This window comes from Megamonas funiformis, from assembly GCF_010669225.1.
Taxonomy (GTDB): Bacteria; Bacillota; Negativicutes; order Selenomonadales; family Selenomonadaceae; genus Megamonas; species Megamonas funiformis.
In genome coordinates, this window is the sequence record NZ_CP048627.1 from 715,819 (window position 1) to 740,704 (window position 24,886).

Genomic DNA, 24,886 nt, shown 5'->3' on the forward strand with positions numbered 1-24,886 from the left:
TTATTATAGATTATATTTGAAGGCTTTCATAAGAATTGATATAATAGAGCATAATATTTTATTTGTAGTTTTAAAGAAAAGGACGAAGAAAATGAGAGAATTTACAAAAATAAAAATTACACCAAAAGGAGAACGTTCTGTAAAACATGGTCATCCATGGGTTTTTGGTGATGAAGTAATCGACATCGATGGCACTTATGAAAATGGCGATTTAGTTGATGTACTTACAAATAAAGGCAAATACCTTGGTACAGGTTTTATTAATGATAATTCTAAAATTCGCATAAGAATTATTTCCACAAATGCTAATGATAAGTTTGATGAAGCATTTTGGGAACGTCGCGTACGTTATGCTATTGATTATCGCCGTCAAGTAATGGGTGAAGACTTCAACTGCTGTCGTTTGATTTTTGGTGAAGCAGATAGTTTCCCTGGGCTTACAATTGACCGTTTTGAAGATGTATTAGTAGCACAAGTTTTATCTTTAGGTATCGAAGTTCGCAAAGATGTTATTTTTAGTAAAGTAATTGAAATCATGCGTGAATATGGCGAAGAAATAAATTGCTTTTATGAACGCAATGATGTTAAAATCCGCAAACTTGAAGGTATGGAAGAATACAAAGGATTTTATAAACATCCATTATTAGATGAAAGTAAGGAACATACAACTTTAGTCATCACTGAAAATAATATTAAATATAATGTTGATGTAGAAAACGGACAAAAAACAGGCTTTTTCTTAGACCAAAAATACAATCGTAGAGCCGTAGCTCATTTGGCAAAAGGCAGAAAAGTATTAGATTGCTTTACTCATACAGGAGCATTTGCTTTAAATGCTGCTAGTGGTGGTGCATTATCTGTAACAGCTGTAGATATTTCTCAAGAAGCAGTAGATATGACTACTAAAAATATTGAAATGAATGGGCTTGATAATGCTAAAGCGATTAAAGCTGATGTATTTAATTTATTAACAAAACTTATCGAAGAAAAAAATAAAGATTATGATTTTATTATCTTAGACCCACCAGCATTTACAAAATCTCATGCGACTGTAACAAATGCTTATCGTGGATATAAAGATATTAATTTACGTGCAATGAAATTATTGCCACGTGGCGGATATTTAGCAACTTGTTCTTGCTCTCATTTCATGAAAGAAGATTTATTCTTAAAAATGTTAAATGAAGCAGCAAGTGATGCAAAAGTAACACTTCGTCAGATAGAAGCACGTCAACAATCTCCTGACCACCCAATTGTATTTGGTATCCCAGAAACTTATTATCTTAAATTCTATTTATTCCAGATCGTATAGTTAGAAGAGAGGCAAATATTTTTGATATTTGCCTCTTTACTATATAATAACTATTTAGAGGTGTAAATAATTGTATTTACGACATTTTAATGAAAATGATTATCTTGAATTGACAAAATATTATATGCCTAATTTAAAAGAAGAACAATTTAAACAGATAATAAGAGAATGGAATTTATTGAAATATAAAAATAAATTTTTTGAGATATTTGCTATTGTAGAAAATAGACAGATAGTGGGTATGATATCATTATATCAACATACTAGTACTGTAGTTAGCGAAGGAGTAGAAATTTTTAAACCATTTAGGAATAAAGGATTAGCAACTAAAAGTATACTGTTAATACAAAATATAGCTAAATTTTATGGATATAAGGTAATTACTGCTCAAGTAGCTAGAAAGAATATAGCTAGTATAAAACTTCACAAAAAGTTAGAATTTGAAATATATCATGAATTTATTTCTCTAAAAGAAAATCGGCAATTATTATTTATAAAAACCTTATAAATCAATAATGCGAATTTCATTACCATGAGGTAGTAATAGAGTATATAAATCTTCAAATTTTAAAAATACAGTGGCTGTATTTTCCATAGGATGCATACCTATTGTTTGATTTTGTAATTCACTGTCAAATATCATTAAGATATTTTTATCCTTGTTATTTAATATGGCAAGTGGTGTAACGCTACCAGGTTTTACTTCTAGCATTTGTTCCATAGCTTCTTGTTTAGCAAAACTAAGACGTTTGCTAGGAATTTTTTCACTTAATTCTTTGAGGTTGATATTTTTATGCACAAATAAAGAAACAAGATAGAAGTTTTTCTTTTTAGCATCACATAAAAATAGATTGCGAATGACCTTTTCACGATTAGGAAGATTGGATTTATCGCCTTCTTCTACAGAAAATATAGGTTCATGTTCATATTTAGTAAAAGGTATTTGTTTATCAGTAAGATATTGTAAGATTTCAGCCTTATTCAAAATAAAATCTCCTTTAATTTTTTATAAGTAAAGATATTATATCATAATGAAAAATGAGAGATTATCATTTTATTGGAGAAATTTCTTGATTAAGATAGCGTTGAAAAAATTTAAACGAGTGAAAGCATCATCTAAAGAAGTATTAGTAATTTCTTCAATACGCTGTAATCTATATTTTATGGTATTGCGATGAATGAATAATGTTTCGGCTGTTTGATTTAAATTACAATTTTTATTTAGGTATACTTCTAAAGTTTGTATTAAATTAGTATTATACTTTTTATCATAAGCCATTAAACTATATAGTATATTATGCACAAAATTCTCTAATAGAGTTTTATTGTTTATATCGTAAAATAATTGATATAAACCTAATTGTTCATAATAATAAATCATATTTTTTTGTTTTTGTTTAATAGCTAGATTAATACATTTTGAGGCTTGTTCATAACTGAGTTTATATTTTTCTAGTGATTTTTGTCGTGTACCAATGCCGATATTTACAATATAATTGGGATGATTTTCTTTAATATAGTTTAATATTTGCGGAAAAAGTGTATTTAATGTATCAAGAGAAGTATTATTAACATTAATTAAAGCGATGATATTTTTAGTATAACTAGAGGATAAAATGGGAATATGTTCATTTTCAAATAATGTATGAATAAATTGACATATAGTATCTTTATCCACATCATTTAAAATAATGGCATTTTCACTTTGAGGTAAAAGAAAATTGATTTCAAAGAATTGTAAATATCCATCAAAAGAAAAATTTACTTCTTGACTTTGATATTTTAGATAATCAAGAGATAGATTAGTGTTAAAAATGATACTGAATAATAAATCTTTGTGTTTGTCATTAATCAAATTAATACTAGCAATAGCATGACCTAGTTCTTCAAAAATATCAACAAGTGGAGTATCCCATGGTATAAGAAATAAAGGAAAATGTTTCTGATTACTTAAATTTATGACAGATTGAGGAATTTGTTCAATATAATTTGGCCCAATGAGTAATAGTGCACCAGATATATTTAGAGAAATAGCTTCTTTTAAGAAGTTATACAAATTAAAATCTTTTTCATGAATAACCATTTTACTGACAATCAAAAGTTCTCCACCATGTACCCATTTTGCGAGATGAATGGACTCTGCCTTATAACTCCAGCGAATGATTTTATGTAAACCTTTATTTCCTGCAATTATTTTCATTTTAGATAAAGATGGTAATTTAAATAAATCTTTACATTGAAACATAAGGAATACCTCCAATAAGGGATAATATATGTGAAAAATTATAGCATATACAATATAGTATAATCATGATTTTATAATTATACGAAAATATATTTTGTAAGTTTTGCACAAAATATATGAAATATCTTTGTAGAAACAGTATAAATTTTATGTTATTGGAATAAATAATATTGACTTTTAAGTTATAAATAGATATGATATGAACATCAAGAAAATAATATAAAAGATAAACAAGGAAGTTTATACATTAAATAATTGTAATAGAATTTGGCAATTATTTTTGTATAAGCTTTTTTTATTTTAAGGAGGAATTTATTATGGAAACATGGGTAATTATGTTAGGTTGTCAGGCTGCTACAGCTGTATTATCTTTAGGAGTAGTTTTAAATTTTATGTATAAAAAAGAATCATTAGATGAAGTTGATGTTAAAATAATAAATGAAACAAAACAAATAAAAGTCAAAGAAACACAGGCTATGGGAGTATAAAATTGAATAGTATAGATTTAATAATAAACAATGAAGTTTATAGAAGATAAAATAGGATTGGAATATCAAATTTTATTTTCTATAAACTTTTTTTATTTTTTATAAAAAGGAGAGGCTATAATGACTTTACAGGAATTATCAATAATATTCTTTTTTGGGTTTTTAGTTTTTGTAGGAATAGTAGCATATTTTTCTAGTAAACAAAAAGCATCTGGTGTATCTGCTGATGTTGAATATTATCTAGGTGGACACAGTACTCCTACAGTAGTATTAGCCTTTTCTTATGTAACATCTTCAATTAGTGCAGCTTGTTTCATGGGAGATCCAGGGATTATGTCTACAGTAGGCTGGCCATATTATTGGGTAGTTATTGCTATTGTGCCAGGTTTAATCATTCCAGCTGTATTGCTTATGCCAAAAATGAGACAGCAAGCAGAAAAACTTGGTTCATTGACTATTCCTGAATATTTAGGACAAAGATATAATAGTACAGCATTGCGTTTAATAATTGCAGGTGTAATATCTGTTTTTTATATTTTTCCGTTAGTAGCTCAATTTAAAGGAGCAGCTGTTTTATTAGAATCTTTTACTGGTATTTCTTTTAATATGGGATTAGCTATTATAACAGTTGTAATTATTTTTTATGTTATTGTTGGTGGTTTAAGATCGGTAGCATGGACTGATTTTGTACAAGGTTTACCAATGTTAGTTATTAGTATAGTTTTATTGGTTGTTTCGTTAAATGCTGTTGGTGGTTTTAGTGGTTTAGAAGAAAAATTATCACAGATTGATCCTAATATGTTGAAGGTCGTTCAAGATGAAGCATCTGATGCTCAAATGTCATTATCTGGAGTTTTAGGAAATTTTGTTTTTTGGTGTGTTATTTTTATAAGTCAGCCATATTTATGTTCTCGTTTTTTAGCCATACCAAATGTAAAAAGAAAAACAATTGGAACATTCTTGATCACAGCTTTAATTTTAAGTGTTGTTTATAATAGTTTTTATATTGCAGGTTTAACAGGTAGAGTGTTATTCCCAGATGTTAAAGCCGATTATTTAACTGTAACAATGGCAATAAATCTTTTGCCTACAGCAGTTGCAGCTTTTATGATGATTGGTATTTTTGCAGCCATGATGTCTACAGCAACTTCTGTTTTATTGGTAATTGGTCAGGCAGTAGGTAGAGATTTTTATTCTAAAACTATAAACAAAAATGCTTCACCAGAAAAAGAAGTTTTAGTTACTAGAATTGCGATTGTAGTAGTAGCATTTATCTGTTTTGCATTTAATTATGTTGATCCACCAGAATTTTTATCTGTTGTATTATATTTGGGATTGAGTGGAATAGGTTCTTGTATTGGTATTCCATTATTTGCAGCAATTGTTTCTAAAAAATCTACAAAAGAAGGAGCTATTGTTTCCTCTATTGTTGGTCCAATTGCTTATATTATTTTCAATTATGTAGTTGGTTTTAATTTTTGGTTTGCAGGTTTGATGGCTATTGTTGTAGCAGCTATCTGTATGGTAGTAATTTCTGTCTTTATTAATAAAAAGAATAGAGCTTTAATCAGTAATGTAGCAGAAGCTAAATAATAATTTATTAGATTATTAAAGGAAAGAGGAATTTATATGTCGTATTATATGCACGATTTAACTTGGCCAGAATTCAATGATAAAAAAGATAAAGTAGTTATTTTGCCAATCGGTTCAACAGAGCAACATGCCCTACATCTTCCTTTATGTACAGATGCTAAAATAGCAGAACAATTTTCTCTACATTTAGCAGAAAAAATAGATGGAGTAGTAATGCCGACAATTGTTTATGGCTATAAATCAAAACCTTTAAGTGGTGGCGGTCCATTATTTCCAGGAACAATAGATTTAAATGGAAATACTTTAATTTATTTAGTTCATGATATATTGATGGAATTAATAAGAGATGGATTTACAAAAATATTCATTATGAATGCACATTTTGAAAATGAAGCATTTGTAGTTGAAGCAATGGATTTAGTCAATAGAGAAACAAATGGAGCAGCAACAATTGTTGAATCTAATTGGTGGGACCCAATGCCTGAAGATGTGATAGATTTGATATTCGATAAAGTGCCTTTCCCAGGTTGGGCTTTAGAACATGCAGCTGTAACAGAAACATCTTTGATGTTATATTTTGCACCAGAGCTTTGCAAAATGGATAGAACAGTGGATGTAGTATCAACAAATGCATTGCCTTATTTTAGATATCCATTGAAAAAAGATGATGTACCAGAATCAGGAGCATTAGCAAGTTGTGCTTATTCTAGTGCTGAAAAAGGAAAAATAATAGTGGATAAAGTACTTCCTGAATTAGTAAATATTTGTAAAAAGGAATTTAATTTATAATAATTTTATATTATTAGGGTATAACATATAGGAGATATATATTATGAAAAATTTATTTATAAATGTTCGTTTAAAAGGAAATAAAGAATTACAATCTATATTAGTAAATGATGGCAAATTTGAAAGAATTGGTAAAATAGAACCACAAGATGATTATAATATTATTGATTTAAAAGGAAATCTAGTAGTATCTCCGTATGTAGATCCACATATACATTTAGATTATGTATTCACTACAAAATTAGAAGGAGCAACTAATAAAACAGGAACATTATTTGAAGGTATACAACGTTGGAGTGAAACAAAATCTAAATTTACAAAAGAAGATATAAAATATAGAGCTAAAAAAGCAATAAAAAAAGAAGTATTAGCAGGAGTTCAATATATTAGAACACATGTAGATGTAACTAATAAAAATTTTGAGGCATTAGAAGCTATTTTAGAGTTAAAAGAAGAATTAAAAGATATAGTGACAATTCAGATAGTATCTTTTCCGCAAGAAGGAATGTATGCATATAAAAATGGCGTAGAATTAGTCGAAGAAGGTTTAAAAATGGGAGCAGATTGTGTAGGTGCAATACCTCATTTTGAATACGCTAAGGAATTTGGTGAAAAATCTATTCATAAAGCAGTTGAATTGGCTTTAAAATATGATCGCTTAATAGATGTTCATTGTGATGAAACAGATGATGATCAATCTCGTTATGTAGAATTATTAGCAGCTCTTACATATATGGAAGGGATAGATAAAAAGACTACAGCTAGTCATACTTGTTCATTAGGTTCGGCTAATAATGCTTATGTTTTTAGATTAATGAATTTATTATGTAAAACAAAAATGAATTTTATATCATGTCCAACAGAAAATATTTATCTCCAAGGTCGTCAGGATACATATCCAAAACGCAGAGGATTGACAAGAGTAAAAGAATTGAATGATAATCATATAAATGTTTGCTTTGCTCAAGATTCCATGTCAGATCCATGGTATCCTTTAGGAAATGGAAATATGATGAATATTTTAGACCATGGAATTCATATTTGCCAGATGATGTCTTTTGATGAAATTGATAATGCTTTGGATTTAATAACAATAAATGGAGCTAAAACTATGAACCTAGATGATGTTTATGGAATTGAAGTTGGAAAAGATGCTAATTTTATTGTTATTAATGCTAAAAGTGAATTTGAAGCAGTTTGTGAACGTGCAGGTGTATTAGCTTCTATTAGAAATGGAAAATATTTGTTTAATAAAATTCCAGAAAAAGTAAATACTGATATTGAATTATTATCTTAAATTAAAATAATGTTTAGTAAAACAAAAACTGTAATAATTGAGTAGTTTCTCAAATTATTACAGTTTTTTTGTCATATCATGCCAAACTTAAAAATTTTAGTAGGATATATAGTTTAGAACATAGAAAACATCAAATGTTATAGTTAATCTAAAATGAAAACTATAATAAGTTTTCAAATACAAAATTTGTTAGTATTAAATCTTATATTATTATAAATAAATATTCTTATGAATACAATAAAAATATTTATTTTGATCGTATTTAATTTTCAACTTAATAAAGATTAAAATTTTATTGACAAGTTATTGTCCATTATGGTATATTATTCTCAACTTAATAAAGCTTATAGTGAAAGGATGACAAGATGATAAATTTAATTTTAAGTATTATTAAAGCAAAAGTAGGTATAGAAATATTAATTATTTTTAATTTTACGCTAAATGGGTAGTAGTAAATTACTACTTATTTAGGTATATATAAATTATTTAATGGTTTTTGAAAGGAGTGTTTTGATGAAAGTATATCAAATAAGAATGGAGATCTTTTTGTTAGAAGATATTGTTATTAATAAAATTCAAGAAAAGATAACAGCTTTTATTGATTCGGGTTTTAAAACTGATGAAGAGTGGTTAAATTTTCATGAAAAAAATAGTTTTAAAAATTACTGCTATGATCAGTTATATCCAGTAGAAAATGATCGGGTTTATAAAAAAGGAAAGATATATACTTTGACTATACGTACTGTAGATTTAGAATTAGCAAAATATTTTAAATTAGTATGTGTGGATAATCACATAAAAGAAATTAAAGGATTGGTAGCAGAAATAAGAGTGTTGCCAAAGAAAATATTAGAAACCGTATATACGCTTACACCTATGATCATAAAAACAGAAAAAGGTTATTGGAAAGAAGCTATAAGTTTTGCAGAATTTGAGCAAAGATTAAAAGTTAATTTAATTAAAAAATGGAATGCGTATCATCAAGAAAAAATTGATGAAGACTTTGATTTATATACTGTAATAGAACTTAAAAATAAAAAGCCAATTGCTATAGAGTATAAAAAAATAAAATTACTGGGAGATAAAGTTCAAATACAAGTGGCAGATAATAAGCGTGCTCAAGATCTATGGTATTTTGCTTTAGGTGTTGGTCTGGGTGAGATGAATGCTCGTGGCTGTGGATTTTTAAATTATCGTTGGCTATAAATTTTTTATGTAAAAGAAGGGAGGAATTTTATGTTTAAAGAATGTTTAGATGTTTTTTTAGAAATGTTAAAGCATGAAGATAATCTCATTTTAAAAGGATATATTCCTGCTGATGGCTCATATGTAATTGTAAAAAATGATGGTACTGTGAAAAATGCAGATATAAAGTTTGATAAAAAAACAAGAAATTTAAATTGTACGGACGATACATTATTAAATGATATTTGTTTTTATGATTATCACAGTAAATTAATATCTATGAACAAACCAATAGATATAAAAAAAGTAATTCATTCTAATAATTATTTAGCTTTTGCAGTGAAAAAGGAAAGTATTACTACTAAATTAACAGAAGCAATTATTGATAACTATTATGATACTTTAAAAAATCCTTTAGAGAAAAAATATAAAAAATCTAAAGAAGCAAGTAAAATCTATCAAAAATTTGAAGAAGATCATGGTGTTGTAAATATAACGTTATTGGAAAAATGTAGAAGTTGGATAAAACAGCATATTTTTTCTATTGATAAATTGGTAAATGTTGATTTAGAAAAAAAAGAATATCTTAAAATTTTCTTTGAAGTTTTTGAAACAAATGAAGAAGATAATAAGAAGAATAAAGAGCTATTTATCCAAGAAGATAATCGTTATATTTATCCTAATATATACAATAATAATTATTATAATGTAGAAGTTGACGGGAAAATACAAGGTATTCCAGATAATAATATGGGTATGAATGCTAAGAAACCATTTTTGTCTATAAAAACAAGAAAAAATCCAGCTTCGTATTTATTAGATGGAGATACCGCTTTATTACAAAAACAATTTTTTGAATATCTAATGAATTTTGCTACTAATGGTAAGAATAATATATATGTTGACATAATTAATAATAAAATAGAAGCATATAGTGATAAAGAAGAAAGAGAAAAATTTTCAGGTATAGAAGCAGGATATTATTTGCGTATTCAAAAAGGTAAGGAATTGGAAATTCAAGTTCAAGATAGTATAGTAAATTATCAAGATAAATTACTTTTAAATTTTAATTATCAAGATTTTTTCAAGATGAATATAGAAAAATATCCAGAGTATACGAAAAACATAGGTATTTATACAAAAAGAACAGATGTAGGAAGATTAATAAATAATATATTTTTTTCTAAGTATTTATTGACGAATTATTTTACTGATGCAAATGATATTAGTGTGAAAGATAGTGTTTTAAAAAGAATAATTATTATGTATCGTAATGTTATTTTTGATTGGATATATAAAGGCATTGATAATAACTTTGAAGTAGTAGAAAAACAATTTGTTTTGGAATTAATAAAAAATACATTGATTAATGATTATAATTTGCGTGCAATGACACAATTAAATTTGCATTGGTCATTTGAAGATTATTTTGCTAATTTAGAAAAACGAGGAGGAGAAAAAATGGCAGATATAGCAACTAAAATAAGAATGAGTGTAAAAGAAAAAGTTATGTCTAAGGATAAAGCAGTAATAGTTAATAATAATGAAGAGTATTATTATGCTATAGGTCAATTAATGGCATATTTTATATCATTAAGTAAAGCTAGTAAAAAAGCACAATCTTTGATAAATCCAGTACTCAATGCTCAAAATGATACAGTTATCAAAACAAGATTATTACAATTATATAAAAAATATAATTATAATATTTTAACTAAAAATTCACGTGTAAAAAATCTTTATGCTATGATTTTAGGTTATAAACCAGAAGGCAAAGTAAATCAAGAGATGATTTTATTTGGCTATATGGATAATAATGTGATTTATACTAAAAGTGAAGAAAAGGAATAATAGGAGGACAATAAAATGGAAGATAAAACTATGAATAAAAGAATATATGGTATTTTAGGTATTTCTTCAGTTATGGGTAATTGGAATGCAGATTTTTCAGGATATCCAAAATCAACAACAGATGGCAATATATTTGGTAGTGATAAAGCTTTAAAATATCCAATGAAAAAAATGTGGGATAATGAAGGTAAAAAAGTAATTTATATTAAGTCTTTAAATGAAAAATTAATTCCAAGAACATTGAAGGAACGTTATATAAAAGTTTTTGAAGATGAAGATTTAAAGGATGTTAAAAAAGTTTTGACTAATTTAATGAATGCTGTAGATATAAAGAATTTTGGTGCAACTTTTGCAGAAGCTGGTTGTAATATTGCAATTACTGGCGCAGTACAAATCGGTCAAGGTTTTAATAAATATGATAATTCCACAGCGCAAGAACAGCCAATTTTATCTCCATTTGCAGATTCAACAGATGAAAATGCTAAAAATTCCACTATTGGTACAAAAATTACAAGTAATGAAGCACATTATTTTTATCCATTTGTAATTAATCCACTTGCTTATAAAGAATTAATAGAATTAGGCGTTACAGAAGGTTATACAGAAGAAGATTATCAAAACTTTAAACGCACAGCATTGGTATCTGTTACAGCATTTGCAACAAATTCTAAAGTTGGTTGTGAAAATGAATTCGCTGTATTTGTAGAAACGGAAAGTGATGCTTATTTACCTAATTTATCGGAATATATAACTTTTGCCAAAGATGAAGATAAAAATATCATAGATTTGAAGAATTTGACGGATATATTAAATGATATGAACCAGCAGATTAAATCTATAGAAATTTATTACAATCCATATACTACAGAATTAACAAATGACGATATAAAAGATGTTAAGCATTTTAATATCATAACCTCTAAAGAGGTGTAATAAATGGAAATTTTAAAATTTAAACTTAGTGGAAAGAGTGCTTTTTTTAAAAAGCCAGAAGTAAATACGTATTGTTATTTCACTTATGGCAATATTCATAGAGTAGCACTATTAGGTATTTTAGGGGCTATCTTAGGATATAAAGGCTATAGTCAAATGCAAGATATTTTGTCTAATAAAAAGAAAAAAGGCAAATTAGAGCCATCATATCCAGAATTCTATGAGAAACTAAAAGATTTAAAGATTGCTATTTTGCCCTTAAATCCTAAAGGTGTTATTACTAAAAAAATACAGATTTTTAATAACTCTGTTGGATATGCTTCCAAAGAACAGGGTGGAAATCTGATTGTAAAAGAACAATGGCTTGAAAATCCCAAATGGGAAATTTGTATTTTGCTAGATTGTGAAGAAGCTATAAAAATCAAAGAAGCTATACAAAATTATAAATGCGAATTTTATCCATATTTAGGAACAAATGACCATTTTGCAGATATTGAGTATTTAGGCGTAGAAGAAGCTCAAACTGTAATACAAGATGATTATAGAATTGATAGTTTTATGGCGAAAGATAATATAGAGTTTATAGAAAAAAATTCGAGACAATTAAGAAAAATTTTGAGTGAAGATGAAATTGAATCATATAGTCGATTTAAATATGAAGAAGCATTGCCAAAAAGTATCGATGCAGAAGTGAATAATTACAAATTAGAAAGATTTGTATATACAAATGGTTTTGTTAAATTTTTAGATAGTAAACAAGTATATTCAATATCAAATCAAGATAATAAAGAAGCAATAGAAGCTAAAAAAAGAAAAAATATAGTATTTTATTGATTGAAATACTATAAACGATTAATAGAAACAAGAGTTGTTTATTAAATTAAATTTAGGAAGGAGATTGTTTATGGAAGCGGATATCTTAAAAAATTTAGTTAAAAATCTAAATCGATACAAGGCTCATAAAAAATCTAAAGATAATGAAATAATATATGAAACCTTACTAGCACATACTGAATTAACAAATAAGTATTTTTTTAAATTTTGGCAGAGTAAAAATTCAGATGAAATTTTTGACAGATTTTGTGATGTTTTTTGGCAGAAAGAAAATATTGATAATAAGTTAAAAAATAAAGCTAAAGATTTATTAAAAGAAATTATTATGACGATACCTATTTTTCATGATATAGGGAAAGTAAATCCAAATTTTCAATTGATGAAATTAAAAGTCAATGATTTTAAAGAAAATGAAGCATATGTAAATACACATCATTCTTTTTTATCATCAATGTTTTATATGGATTATTGTAGAAAACTTGTTTATGATGAAAAAAATGAAGACGAGATTGTAAATTTATTGGCGGAGTTCATTTTATATAATGGATATATTATAGCTAGACATCATAGCGAATTAGGAAGTTTAACGGAATTTACTAAGCTTATAAATTTAGATGATGATACGTATTTTTCTAAATTAAAACGAATTATAAATAATGAAGATATTTATTCAGTTAAGATAGATTTTATAAAATCTGATATAGAAGATATGTTTAGAAATTTAAACAAAGTAGATAAAGATGCTGAAAAAGTAGGTAAAAGAAGTATTAAACAAGGGGTATATTTATCTATTTATATACGCTGGTTATATTCTTTGTTAGTAGCTAGTGATTATTATGCTACATCAGAATTTATGAATGAGGCGGATTTTAGTGAAAATACTGATTTAAATGATATTGATAAATGGGATAGTGTCTATGAGAATACTGATTTATTAAAGAATATTCGCCAATATCAACAAGAAAGATATCCTATAAGTAATGAAGAATTAAATACAGTAACAGATATTAATATTTTACGTAGTGAGATTTTTTGTGAAGTAGAAGAAAAAATAAAAGCTAATACTGATGAAAATATCTTTTATTTAGAAGCTCCAACAGGTAGTGGTAAAAGTAATACAGCTATTAATGCTAGTTTTAAATTAATGCAACATGATAAGAGATTACAAAAGATATTTTATATTTATCCTTTTAATACTTTAGTTGAACAAAACTTAGAAACTTTAGAGAAGGTTTTTGCTGATAATGAAGACATTAAACAAAATATTGCAGTAATAAATTCAATAACGCCGATAAAAGTATCAGAAAAAGATTTAAATGATAATGAAGAAAAAGATGTTTATCAAAAAGCGTTACTTGATAGACAATTTTTAAATTATCCTATGATTTTATCAACACATGTTAGTTTATTTAATATTATCTTTGGTAATAGACAAAGTGATGTATTGGCTTTTTATCAATTGGCAAATAGTGTAATTGTTCTAGATGAAATTCAAAGTTATAAAAATAAAATTTGGGCTGAAATAATATGTTATTTAAAAGAATTAGCGAAAATGTTTAATATTAAAATCATTATAATGTCTGCTACTTTGCCAGATTTGGATATTTTATCGAGATTTCAAGCACAAGCAGTAGATTTGCTAGAAAACTCGAGTAGATTTTTTGCAGTGGATTGTTTTAAAAATCGTGTAAAGTTAAATTATGATTTATTAAAAGTTGATAAAGATAGTATATTAGATGAGTTAAAAACGCATTTAAAACAATATCTAAAATCAGATAAGAAAATTTTGATTGAATTTATAAAGAAAAAAACAGCACATGATTTTTGGGTAGATTTACAAGAGAATGAAGATTTTAAAGATGTGCAAATAGAATATTTATCTGGTGATGATAGCATAGCAGAGAGAAAGAGGATTTTAGATAAAGTTAAAAAAGCTACAGATACTATAATTTTAGTATCTACACAAGTTATCGAAGCTGGTGTAGATATAGATATGGATATCGGTTATAAAAATATATCAAAGTTGGATAGCGAAGAGCAATTTTTGGGTAGAATAAATCGTTCCTGCAAAAAAGAAGGTATAGCATATTTTTTTGAAGTTGATGAAGCAAGCGATATATACAAAGATGATGTACGGTTGAGTGAAAGTATTGTATTAAAAGATGTAAATATGCAAAAGATTTTAGAATTAAAATTGTTTGATGAGTATTATAAGAAAGTATTAGAAACTACCATGGGAAAATATAGCTATCATTTTGATGAATTTATAAAAGATATTTCTGATTTAAATTATGAAAGTATATCTACTCATATGAAGTTGATTGATGATACACAGGATATGGTACAAATTTATATAATTAGGACTTTATGTGTTGATGGTGAAATTTTAGATGGAAAACAAATTTGGGATAGTTATGTAGATTTATGGGAAAATGGCAGAAAAACTATGTCTTATGCCGAGTGGAAAATTGAATTATCTAGAATTACAAGCAAAATGAATAATTTTATCTATCAAGTTAGTAAACATAATTTGCGTATAGGAAAATTTTATGAACAAATGGGTAATATTACTTGCTTGGAAGATGGCGATAAATATTTTATAAAAGACAAATTTAATAGAGAGATATTATATATTGAGAATTGAAGCATAAATCTATTTTATTAATAATATAGATTTATTATGTTGGTTAAAATTTTTCTAGAATGTTGTTTAAATTAGAGTATAAAATATAAAATCTTAAAAATAAGGAATTAATAGTAATAAATGTTGTTTTTAAATTTGCTGTTGTAGATACTAGGGTAAATATAACGATTAGATTAACAGTAACAAAAGTTGTTTTAAATGAACTTAGTAATGGAAATATATAAATATTTTAAAACAAAAAATAATAATAAATTATTATGAATAAATATATAAGCTATTAATAATTTTTATAGACTGAAAGGATTATTTTTGTTATAATATACAAACTATGACTTTGAAGGTATATATTTGACAAAAATAAAAATATTATTGGTTACTATTTGTATTATGGTGATGTCTACTATGACTGTCAGTGCAAATGCGTTTGATGATTTGAAAGATGACTTAAAAGATGATCAAGCATTGAAATTAGCAGCGGGATATCTAGTTGCTAATGAGGTGCAACGATTAACGAAAATAAGTGCATTGGAATTATTCTTAGCTTCAACAGCAGTTAATTATATGGACGATAAAGATTTAACAAATGCAGTAGTAAAATCTTTAGTATATCAGATAAAATTTTAAATGATGGTATAAACATAAGGATGTTGTTTTGTATAAAATAATATTCTTATGTTTTTTTATTAGATGAAACCTTAGTAATATGTCTTTATAGTATAATTGAGAAAAACTATAGGATATGATGATATGAAGGATAATTTTAAATTGGAGATGACAACAGTATGGTCTTTTCCTAAAAGAGGCAATTGGGCTACACATTCAGGAATGTATCGTGGAAATTGGTCACCATATGTTCCTCGTAATTTAATATTAAAATTTACAGCAGAACATGATTGGATATTAGATCAATTTATGGGAAGTGGAACAACATTAATTGAAGCTAAATTATTAAATAGAAATATTATTGGTATAGATGTTAATGAGAAGGCATATAAAATAACAGAAAAAAACTTAAATTTTGAGTGTAAAACATCATCACATATTCATATAAGATTATGTAGTGCAGAAAATATATATTTTATAAAAAATAATAGTATAGATTGTATTTGTACACATCCTCCATATGCTAATATCATTAAGTATAGTAAAGATAATCGATATGATATATCATTATTAAGTGTTGAAAAATATTTGTTAGCTATGAAAAATGTAGCAAAAGAATCGTATCGTGTGTTAAAATCTAATCATATTTGTGCTATTATGGTAGGCGATATTAGAAAAAAAGGAATTTTAATTCCTTTAGGTTTTTATGTAATGAATATTTTTAAACAGCAAGGTTTTATTTTAAAAGATATAATAATAAAAGAACAACATAATTGTAAATCTACTTTAAAATGGGTAAATATAAAGCATTCTTTTTATTTATTAGCACATGAATATATTTTTATATTTGAGAAAAAGTAAATTTTTATGGAGATGATGAGTTGATAGATAATAATATATCACCATTTATAAAATGGGCAGGAGGAAAACGCCAATTATTACCTTATATTAAGGAAAAAATGCCTTTGAAATATAAAAATTATATAGAACCATTTATAGGTGGTGGCGCTGTATTGTTTGGTATAACACCAGATAAGGCAATAATTAATGATATAAATAAAGCACTTATAAATGTGTATAATCAAATAAAATATAATCCTATTGAGTTAATGGATTTTTTATCAAAAATAGATATTCAAAGTGATGTTGAACCTAAAGAATATTATTATAAAAAAAGAGAAATATTTAATGATAAGATAATGAAATCTGAATATGATATAGAATTAGCTAGTTTGTTTATTTATTTAAATAAACATTGCTTTAATGGATTATATCGTGTAAATAGCAAAGGTTTATTTAATGTACCATTTAATAATAGTTTGGCAAAATCTTTTAATGAAGACAATATAAAAGCTGTATCAAGATATTTACAAAAAGTAACTATTTTAGAGGGCGATTTTGAAGTGGCTTGTCAAAATGCACAAGAAGGAGATTTTATTTTTTTAGATAGTCCATATGCCCCATTAAATGATAATTCTTTTGAAGCGTATACTAAAGAAGGTTTTGATATTGAAAGTCATAAAAGATTAGCTATTTTATTTGATAGGTTAACTAAAAAAGGTTGCTTTTGTATGTTGACTAATCATAATACTGTATTTATTGAGGATTTGTATAAAAATTATTCAAGAGAAGTTATAAAGGTTAGAAGATATATTAATTCTGATGCCAATAATAGAAAAGGCGAAGAAGTAATTATAACAAACTATTAATAAAAGATAATATGGAGTTATTTATGAAAAATAGAGATTTTGATAAATGGTTATCAACCATGAATGATTCAATTGCTACTTGGAAATATTATACTGATTTTGAAAAAGTATACAAAAATGCAGAAAAAATAAAAACAGAAATATATATATTAAACAGTTTAATAAATAGTAAAAATATAAGAGAAGATTTTAAAAAATTATTATTAGAATATCCACAAATATTGAAAGTAATACCCTTATTAATAGCTAAAAGAACAACAGATGTAATAATCATTAATGATACAGTACAAAAATATTATTACAATTTTAAAAAGATGAATTATAGCATAGATGAGTATGCTTTATTCATGGAAAATACGGGAATATTTGATTTATTGAGTAATCATCTTATAGCCAATTTATATGATTATATCTTGGGTGTAGAAGTAGGTTTAGATACTAATACTAGAAAAAATAGAACAGGGAAAGCAATGGAAACATTGGTGGAAAGTTATATTTTACAAAGTGGTTTTGTTAAAGAAAAGAATTATTTTACGCAGGTAAGTAAAAATCGCTTGAAAGAAGATTTTAATATAGATTTGTCTAATTTAAAGATTGATGAAATATTTAAAAGTAGTAAAAAAGAAAAATCAGAGAAAAAATTTGATTTTGTTGTTAAAACAGAGCAAAAATATTATTTAATTGAGACAAATTTTTATACAACACAAGGTTCTAAATTAAATGAAACGGCAAGAAGTTATAAAGAATTAGCATTAGAATTTAAAGACTTAGATAATATAGATTTTGTTTGGATTACTGATGGTAAAGGTTGGCAAACAACGAAAAAGAATTTACAAGAAACTTTCAATATATTGGATAATATATATAATATAAATGATATGGAAAATGGAATTTTAACAAAACTTTTTAAATAAAAAATGCATTAGAATTTTTTCTAGTGCATTTTTTTATATAATTATATTGTGAGGTGAATTTTATGGAATTTAGAGTATTAAAATATTTTTTAACTGTTGTAAGGGAAGAAAATATAACAAAAGCAGCGAATGTATTACATATTACCCAGCCAACATTGAGTCGACAATTAGCTCAATTAGAAGAAGATATTGGAGTAAAATTATTTAATCGTGGAACTAGAAAGATAAGTTTAACAAATGAAGGAATGTTATTAAGACGTAGGGCAGAAGAAATAATTTCTTTAGTGGACAAAACAGAACAAGAATTAAATGAACAAGATGAAATGTTAGATGGTGTGATTTCTTTGGGATGTGGAGAATTAAGTTCTGTATCAACACTAGCAGATATATTAGCTGGTTTTAAAAAGAAGCACCCACTTATTGTTTATGATTTATATACAGCAAATGCAGATGAGATCAAAGAAAAAATTGATAAAGGATTAATAGATATTGGTTTATTATTAGAGCCTGTGAATATAGAAAAGTATGAATATATTCGATTGCAGACAAAAGAAGTGTGGGGTGCTGTAATGAGAGCTGATGATGAATTAGCTAAGCAAGAATTTGTTACTGCAGAACAGTTGAGCAAAAGACAAATAATATTAGCACGTAGACCAAAAGCCAAAAATGAATTAGCACATTGGTTTGGTAAGTATTATGATAAACTGAATATTTCATTTACAAGTAATATGAGTACAAATGCAAGTATTATGGTAGAAAAAGGATTGGGAAATACTTTAATTATTAAAGGCTCATTGCCATTTTTAGATGAAAATAGAATAAAATGCATACCACTATATCCAGCTTTGATAGCTAATAGTGTTTTAGTTTGGAAAAGACATCAGCCATTTAATTTGGCTACAACGAAATTTATAGAGTATATACAATGCTTTTTAAGCATGAAATGATATTAAAAAATAGGTATTAGACATATATTTGATTTTTATTTTATAATGTGAATGTAAGTTGATATAAAAAATATTTGATTTACATTCACATTATTTTTTTAGGTGATATATATGGTAATAGTAAAAAATCATAAAAATTTTTCTACAAAAAGTATGAATTCATTAAATAAATTAGATGTAGGTCAATTTAATAAATGTCTAGGAGGTATAGTTAAAAATAAAAAAAGTGAACATATAAAATTTTTGAAGAAGCAAAGATTTATTTTATTGGAAGCTATTCATGAGATGCAAAAGAAGTTGGATTGTGTAGACTATGTAATTTATTTATTAAAAAAGGATAAATGCAAATGAAAGAGATAAGGAGGAAGTAAAAATGACAATTGGAGAAATATCACAAGAAATAGGTCTATCAGCAGATACTTTAAGATATTATGAAAAAATAGGATTATTACCTAATGTACCAAGAGATAATAGTGGCAAACGTAATTATGATGAGAATTTTATTAATTGGATAAAATTTATTCAAACATTAAAAAATAGTGGAATGTCTTTAAACGATATTATAGAGTATATAAATTTGGCAAAATGTGGCAATAATACATATCAAGAACGCAAAAATTTATTAATAAAATCTAAGCAAATATTATTAGAAAAAATGTCGAATTTACAATCTATGATAGAAAAAGCAAATTATCAAATTAATAATTATGATAATATTTTAGTACCTAAGACAAATGCTTTAATATTTTAAATAAAAATATTTGAATATTCTTGATTTTTATAGGGATAGAAGAAAGGAAAATAATTATGAAAAAAACAATGATATTAACTTCAATGGCATTGATATCTTTAGTAGCTGTAGGTTGTGCAAATGAAGAAGTTAAAGATACACAAGATAATCAGCCTGTTATTTCAACAAATATGGAAGAAGTACAAACAGAGGGCAATGCAAATATGAAAAAATCATTAATAGTTTATTTTTCTTATGGTGAAAATAGTGAATTGCCACAAGATGTAGATGCTTCAGCTAGCGCTAGTATACAAAAATGGAATGATGAAAATACTGGTAATACAGGTATAGTAGCACATATTATTCAAGAGAAAACAAAAGGGGATATGTTTTCTGTTCAGACAGTAAATAAGTATCCATCAACATATAATGAGACTGTTAATCAAGGAAAACAGGAGCATGAAAATAATATTCGTCCTGAACTTGCAAATCATATAACAAATTTAGATGATTATGATACTATTTTCGTGGGTTATCCAAATTGGTGGTATGATATGCCAATGGCAATGTATAGTTTTTTTGATGAATATGATTTGAGTAATAAGACAATTATTCCGTTTAATACTTCTGGCGGTAGCGCTTTTTCTGACACTATAAATACAATTAAAAAATTAGAGCCAAATGCAAATGTAATTGAAGGTATAACAATTAGAGCTGAAGATGTAGAGTTTAGTCAAAATGAAATTGATGAATGGTTAAATGATTTAGGTTATAATATTTGATTTAAATATACATTTATAAGAAAGGACAGATAATGATGAAGAAAAAATTATATATTTTCATAGTGATTATATTGTCCTTTCTTATTTTTGCTACGTATAAAATATTTGTAGAAAATAAAACAATAGTGGAAAAAGATACTATTTTAGCAATGGATACGCAAATTTCATGGGTAATATATGAAAAACCTTCACTATATCCATTAGATTTAAATGCGAAAATAAAAACGAGAATAGATGAATTAGTAAAATTATTATCGGTTACTGATGAAAATAGTGAAATTTATAAAGTAAATCATCATCAAGAACGAGATATAAAATTAAGTGAAGATACTAAAAATGTAGTTTTATTTGCCTTACAGATGGCAGAAAAAACAAACGGAGCTTTAGAGCCGACTATATATCCAGTGCTTAGAGAATGGGGCTTTACTACAGGAAAATACCAAATACCTGATGAAACAAAAATAAGAGATTTATTAAATTATGTGGATTATAGGAAAGTTAGTTTAAAAGAAAATCAAATATATTTGCCAGATGGTATGCAGATTGATTTAGGAGCAGTAGCTAAGGGATATATAGGTGATGAAATCATAAAAATTTTGAAGGCAAATAATATATCGTCTGCCGTAATAAATTTAGGTGGTAATGTTCAATTATTAGGAACAAAACCAAATGGTGATTTATGGAATATTGGACTTAAATCACCTAATAGTCAAGATTATATAGGTATCTTAAGATTAGCAGATTGTGCGATTGTAACTTCAGGAAATTATGAGCGATATTTTATCGGCGAAGATAACAAACGATATTGGCATATTTTAGATGGAAAAACAGGTAAACCAGCAGATAAACATATTAATTCCGTAACGATTGTGACAAAACAAGGAAAATTAGGTGATGCTTTATCCACAGCATTATTTGTAATGGGAGTAGATGAAGCTATTAATTATTGGAAGCAAAATAAAGATGAAAATGATGCATTTGAGATGATATTGATTACAGATGATAAAAAAATATATATAACTGAGAATTTAGTTGATAGTTTTACTTTGCAAGATAAATATAAAGATTATCATATGGTGGTGATAACTTTATGAACAATATTAATAAATCAGTAATATGTATTATTTTGGGAATTATATTTATTGCCGTTTTTATTGGTTTAAGAAATAGTTTTGCCGAAAAAACAAATACAGTGGAGATAATTCAAGATGGAAATATAATTTATACTTTGGATTTAAATAAGAGTAAAGATGAATTAATACAGGTAGAATTCCAAGGTCATAAAAATATAATTCAAATAAAAGATAAACAGATAAGTATAATTGAAGCTGATTGTCCTGATAAAACATGTGTAAATATGGGAATTTTAAAATCAGCATTTACTCCTATAGTGTGTTTGCCCAATCATTTAGTAATTCAATATGTAAATGATGATAAAGAAATTGATGCTATGATAAATTAGGTGATAGTGATGAAGACAAAAAAATTAGTGCAATTATCTTTATTAACTGCGATAGCACTAAGTATATTTATTGTAGAATTACAAATACCAAATCCTTTTCCATTTCCAGGAATTAAATTAGGTTTAGCAAATATAGTAACTTTATATGTAATTTATAGATATAGAGCAAAGGAGGCACTATTGGTGCTGATGGCTAGAATTATTTTAGGTAGTTTATTTAGTGGTAATCTTATGGCTATAATGTATAGTTTAGCTGGCGGAATTTGTTGTTTTGTTGTGATGAGTGTACTGCATGATAAAATAGAAGAAAAATACATTTTTATAGTTAGTATATTAGGAGCTTGTGCACATAATATAGGGCAAATAATTATAGCAATATTTATAACAAAGACTTTAGCAATTATGATGTATTTACCATGGTTATTATTATCAGCAATGATTACAGGTTTATTTATTGGTTTATGTACACAATATTTACTCAAAAGTAAAGCCATATTAATGCAAAAATAAAAATCCTATTGCTTAAAAATTTTAGGCAATAGGATTTTTTGTTTATAATTCTTCTTCGACACGCATGAGGAGGAAGCAAAGGTCAGATAAACGATTTAAATAAATTTTTACATTTTCATTAATAGCTTCTTTTTCAGCTAAAGTTAAAACTTCACGTTCAGCTCTACGCGTAGTAGTACGTGCTAAATCTAAAAATGCTCCAGATTGAGTATTACCAGGCATAATAAAAGCAGTCAATGCTGGTAATTTAGCTTCAAACTCAACGATTTTTTGATCTATATTAGAAATGATTTCATTATTTATATAATATTTATCTGTGATACTAGCTAAATCAGCCATTAATTTTAGATTAGTTTGCTCAAGTTCTAATAAAAGTTGTTTAACTTCTTCTTTTTGAGCAAAAGCTCTAGCAAGACCGAGAGCAGAACTGACTTCATCAACAGTACCATAAGCTTGTACACGTAAAGAATTTTTAGCAACGCGTTCTCCAGTAAATAAAGATGTAGTGCCTTTATCCCCTGTTTTTGTACAAATAGACATATTTTCTCCTTTTATCAATCACCATTATATACGCTAAAGTCGATATCATGGTTAGGTATATAGATTTCTGTTTCACTGAAAAATACATGAACTTCACGTTCTGCATTAGCAGGGCTATCGGAAGCATGAACAGTATTTACAGTTTTGGAAAGTGCAAAATCACTGCGGATTGTGCCAGGTTGTGCTAAATTAGGGTCTGTTTTACCATGGAGTTCACGAACTCTTTCAATAGCGTTTTCACCTTCAACTACTAAAGCGACAATTCTATCAGAAGCCATAAAATCCACTAAACGTTGGTAATAAGGTTTACCCACATGTTCAGCATAATGTTTAGAGGCTATACAGTCGTCCATTTCTAGCATTCGCATAGCTACAATATCAAATTTTTCTTTTTCATAACGACTAATAATATCGCCAATATGATAATTTACTACAGCATCAGGTTTGATTAATACCAACGTTCTTTCTCTCATAAAAGACAACTCCTATTTTTATTCTTTGTATCCATCAGCTAAAAGTTTATAATGTAAAGCTGATTCATGAAGTGCTTCGATTTCATCTTCTCTTAAAGCACGGACTACTTTTACTGGTGAGCCAAATAACATAGAATTATTTGGTAATTTTTTATGCTCAGTAACAAGAGAACCTGCACCAATTACACTATTATGACCAATTTCAGCATATCCAAGTAGTATAGCGCCCATACCAATTAGAGTATTATCGCCGACTTTACTACAATGAATAACAGCATTATGACCGATAGTAACATAACTGCCAATATGAGTAGGTGCATTGCTCATTACATGAACAGTTACATTATCTTGAATATTTGTATAATCACCAACAACTATAGGTTGCAAATCACCACGAAGTACAGCACCTGGCCAAATATTAGTGTATTCGCCAATAGTAACATCACCGATGATTACTGCACTAGGATGAACATATGCAGTCTTAGCTATTTTAGGTGTATGTGATTTATAAGCTTGAATCATTAAAAAAATCCCCTAACTAAAAATAATTTATAATTATTTTACGACCATTACAGGAACAGGAGAATCTTCAATAACTTTTTGACTTACGCTACCAATGAGAGCTCCTTTGAAGATACCAAGACCACGGCTACCCATGATGATGATATCGGAATTAGTTTCTTGAGCTACACGAATAATAGCTTTTGGACGAGAGCCTGTTTCTACATGTTTTGTTGCAGTAATATCTTTTGGAAGTTTTTCCCAGATACGATCAAAGATGATATCACTAGGAATATGTTCATTGATATGACTAGAAACGTAAACGAATTCAAGAGATGCACCAGCTTTTTCGGCTAAAGAAATTGCCTGGTCAACTGCTTTACAAGCATTATCAGAACCATCTACAGGAACTAGGATTTTATTAATTTTACTCATAAAAAAACCTCCTTATGATAGGACATAAAGTTTTATTTCATATTTCTTATATTATTAATTTTCGTGATAATTTTTGAAAATCCTTTTTTTGTTTAGAAATAAATTAAAT

The 24,886-nt window shown here is 26.6% G+C and carries 28 protein-coding genes; 22 read left to right on the top strand and 6 right to left on the bottom strand.

Features of this window, described 5'->3' with window-relative positions:
• The first annotated feature begins 91 nt into the window (after positions 1-91).
• Positions 92-1,312 (top strand): class I SAM-dependent rRNA methyltransferase, encoded by a 1,221-nt coding sequence (locus tag GXM21_RS03520; protein ID WP_008538524.1) that lies wholly within the window; start codon positions 92-94, stop codon positions 1,310-1,312.
• Positions 1,313-1,382: 70 nt separating this feature from the next.
• Positions 1,383-1,820, top strand: a complete 438-nt coding sequence (locus GXM21_RS03525; RefSeq protein ID WP_008538523.1) for a GNAT family N-acetyltransferase — start codon at positions 1,383-1,385, stop codon at positions 1,818-1,820.
• On the opposite strand, the gene GXM21_RS03530 is transcribed toward GXM21_RS03525, so the two are convergent.
• Together GXM21_RS03530 and GXM21_RS03535 are read right to left on the bottom strand one after the other, a co-directional pair.
• Positions 1,815-2,297 carry a prolyl-tRNA synthetase associated domain-containing protein gene (locus tag GXM21_RS03530; protein WP_008538521.1) on the bottom strand — a complete coding sequence of 161 codons (483 nt, stop codon included), beginning with the start codon at positions 2,295-2,297 and terminating at the stop codon, positions 1,815-1,817. The genes GXM21_RS03525 and GXM21_RS03530 overlap by 6 nt on opposite strands.
• Positions 2,298-2,366: 69 nt before the next feature.
• Entirely contained in the window at positions 2,367-3,557 is a 1,191-nt protein-coding gene (locus GXM21_RS03535; protein ID WP_008538520.1) for a PucR family transcriptional regulator, read from the bottom strand.
• A gap of 317 nt (positions 3,558-3,874) precedes the next feature.
• Between GXM21_RS03535 and GXM21_RS03540 the strand changes: the two genes are divergently transcribed.
• From GXM21_RS03540 to GXM21_RS03635, 20 genes are all read left to right on the top strand, one after another.
• Positions 3,875-4,045 (top strand): hypothetical protein, encoded by a 171-nt coding sequence (locus GXM21_RS03540; RefSeq protein WP_008538518.1) that lies wholly within the window; start codon positions 3,875-3,877, stop codon positions 4,043-4,045.
• Positions 4,046-4,165: 120 nt separating this feature from the next.
• Positions 4,166-5,638: a sodium:solute symporter family transporter gene (locus tag GXM21_RS03545; protein ID WP_008538517.1), complete on the top strand. Its 1,473-nt coding sequence runs from the start codon at positions 4,166-4,168 to the stop codon at positions 5,636-5,638.
• 36 nt (positions 5,639-5,674) lie between these two features.
• The gene (locus tag GXM21_RS03550) at positions 5,675-6,427 is read left to right on the top strand and encodes a creatininase (protein ID WP_008538516.1); all 753 of its coding nucleotides are present in this window, start codon (positions 5,675-5,677) and stop codon (positions 6,425-6,427) included.
• A gap of 43 nt (positions 6,428-6,470) precedes the next feature.
• Positions 6,471-7,724 carry a cytosine deaminase gene (gene codA / locus GXM21_RS03555; RefSeq protein WP_008538515.1) on the top strand — a complete coding sequence of 418 codons (1,254 nt, stop codon included), beginning with the start codon at positions 6,471-6,473 and terminating at the stop codon, positions 7,722-7,724.
• Between the two features lie 513 nt (positions 7,725-8,237).
• Positions 8,238-8,930: a CRISPR-associated endoribonuclease Cas6 gene (cas6, locus tag GXM21_RS03560; RefSeq protein ID WP_008538514.1), complete on the top strand. Its 693-nt coding sequence runs from the start codon at positions 8,238-8,240 to the stop codon at positions 8,928-8,930.
• A 30-nt stretch (positions 8,931-8,960) separates the two neighbouring features.
• On the top strand, positions 8,961-10,760 hold the full coding sequence (locus tag GXM21_RS03565; RefSeq protein ID WP_008538513.1) for a hypothetical protein: 1,800 nt from the start codon (positions 8,961-8,963) through the stop codon (positions 10,758-10,760).
• 15 nt (positions 10,761-10,775) lie between these two features.
• Positions 10,776-11,693 carry a type I CRISPR-associated protein Cas7 gene (locus GXM21_RS03570; RefSeq protein ID WP_008538512.1) on the top strand — a complete coding sequence of 306 codons (918 nt, stop codon included), beginning with the start codon at positions 10,776-10,778 and terminating at the stop codon, positions 11,691-11,693.
• A gap of 3 nt (positions 11,694-11,696) precedes the next feature.
• Entirely contained in the window at positions 11,697-12,527 is an 831-nt protein-coding gene (gene cas5b, locus GXM21_RS03575; RefSeq protein WP_008538511.1) for a type I-B CRISPR-associated protein Cas5b, read from the top strand.
• Positions 12,528-12,597: 70 nt separating this feature from the next.
• On the top strand, positions 12,598-15,171 hold the full coding sequence (locus GXM21_RS03580) for a CRISPR-associated helicase/endonuclease Cas3 (protein WP_008538510.1): 2,574 nt from the start codon (positions 12,598-12,600) through the stop codon (positions 15,169-15,171).
• Between the two features lie 348 nt (positions 15,172-15,519).
• On the top strand, positions 15,520-15,795 hold the full coding sequence (locus GXM21_RS03585; protein WP_008538509.1) for a hypothetical protein: 276 nt from the start codon (positions 15,520-15,522) through the stop codon (positions 15,793-15,795).
• Positions 15,796-15,918: 123 nt separating this feature from the next.
• The gene (locus GXM21_RS03590) at positions 15,919-16,635 is read left to right on the top strand and encodes a TRM11 family SAM-dependent methyltransferase (RefSeq protein WP_008538508.1); all 717 of its coding nucleotides are present in this window, start codon (positions 15,919-15,921) and stop codon (positions 16,633-16,635) included.
• Between the two features lie 20 nt (positions 16,636-16,655).
• Positions 16,656-17,483, top strand: coding sequence for a DNA adenine methylase (locus tag GXM21_RS03595; RefSeq protein WP_008538507.1), 828 nt, complete (start codon positions 16,656-16,658; stop codon positions 17,481-17,483).
• 23 nt (positions 17,484-17,506) lie between these two features.
• Positions 17,507-18,397, top strand: coding sequence for a type II restriction endonuclease (locus tag GXM21_RS03600; protein WP_008538506.1), 891 nt, complete (start codon positions 17,507-17,509; stop codon positions 18,395-18,397).
• A gap of 62 nt (positions 18,398-18,459) precedes the next feature.
• Entirely contained in the window at positions 18,460-19,344 is an 885-nt protein-coding gene (locus tag GXM21_RS03605; protein WP_008538505.1) for a LysR family transcriptional regulator, read from the top strand.
• A gap of 111 nt (positions 19,345-19,455) precedes the next feature.
• On the top strand, positions 19,456-19,695 hold the full coding sequence (locus GXM21_RS03610; RefSeq protein ID WP_008538504.1) for a hypothetical protein: 240 nt from the start codon (positions 19,456-19,458) through the stop codon (positions 19,693-19,695).
• 22 nt (positions 19,696-19,717) lie between these two features.
• Entirely contained in the window at positions 19,718-20,095 is a 378-nt protein-coding gene (locus GXM21_RS03615; RefSeq protein WP_008538503.1) for a MerR family transcriptional regulator, read from the top strand.
• Between the two features lie 56 nt (positions 20,096-20,151).
• Entirely contained in the window at positions 20,152-20,856 is a 705-nt protein-coding gene (locus tag GXM21_RS03620) for a flavodoxin (RefSeq protein WP_008538502.1), read from the top strand.
• A gap of 32 nt (positions 20,857-20,888) precedes the next feature.
• On the top strand, positions 20,889-21,950 hold the full coding sequence (locus GXM21_RS03625) for an FAD:protein FMN transferase (RefSeq protein WP_008538500.1): 1,062 nt from the start codon (positions 20,889-20,891) through the stop codon (positions 21,948-21,950).
• Positions 21,947-22,318, top strand: a complete 372-nt coding sequence (locus tag GXM21_RS03630; RefSeq protein WP_008538499.1) for a NusG domain II-containing protein — start codon at positions 21,947-21,949, stop codon at positions 22,316-22,318. Before GXM21_RS03625 ends, GXM21_RS03630 begins: the two co-directional genes overlap by 4 nt.
• 9 nt (positions 22,319-22,327) lie before the next feature.
• Positions 22,328-22,828 carry a Gx transporter family protein gene (locus tag GXM21_RS03635; protein WP_008538498.1) on the top strand — a complete coding sequence of 167 codons (501 nt, stop codon included), beginning with the start codon at positions 22,328-22,330 and terminating at the stop codon, positions 22,826-22,828.
• Positions 22,829-22,870: 42 nt separating this feature from the next.
• On the opposite strand, the gene GXM21_RS03640 is transcribed toward GXM21_RS03635, so the two are convergent.
• From GXM21_RS03640 to GXM21_RS03655, 4 genes are read right to left on the bottom strand one after another with little or no spacing between them, the layout of a single operon-like run.
• Positions 22,871-23,368 (bottom strand): cob(I)yrinic acid a,c-diamide adenosyltransferase, encoded by a 498-nt coding sequence (locus tag GXM21_RS03640; RefSeq protein ID WP_008538497.1) that lies wholly within the window; start codon positions 23,366-23,368, stop codon positions 22,871-22,873.
• Positions 23,369-23,382: 14 nt separating this feature from the next.
• On the bottom strand, positions 23,383-23,841 hold the full coding sequence (gene ndk / locus GXM21_RS03645) for a nucleoside-diphosphate kinase (protein WP_008538496.1): 459 nt from the start codon (positions 23,839-23,841) through the stop codon (positions 23,383-23,385).
• Positions 23,842-23,859: 18 nt separating this feature from the next.
• Positions 23,860-24,363 carry a gamma carbonic anhydrase family protein gene (locus tag GXM21_RS03650; protein ID WP_008538495.1) on the bottom strand — a complete coding sequence of 168 codons (504 nt, stop codon included), beginning with the start codon at positions 24,361-24,363 and terminating at the stop codon, positions 23,860-23,862.
• 33 nt (positions 24,364-24,396) lie between these two features.
• On the bottom strand, positions 24,397-24,777 hold the full coding sequence (locus tag GXM21_RS03655) for a universal stress protein (RefSeq protein WP_008538494.1): 381 nt from the start codon (positions 24,775-24,777) through the stop codon (positions 24,397-24,399).
• Between the last annotated feature and the right edge of the window lie 109 nt (positions 24,778-24,886).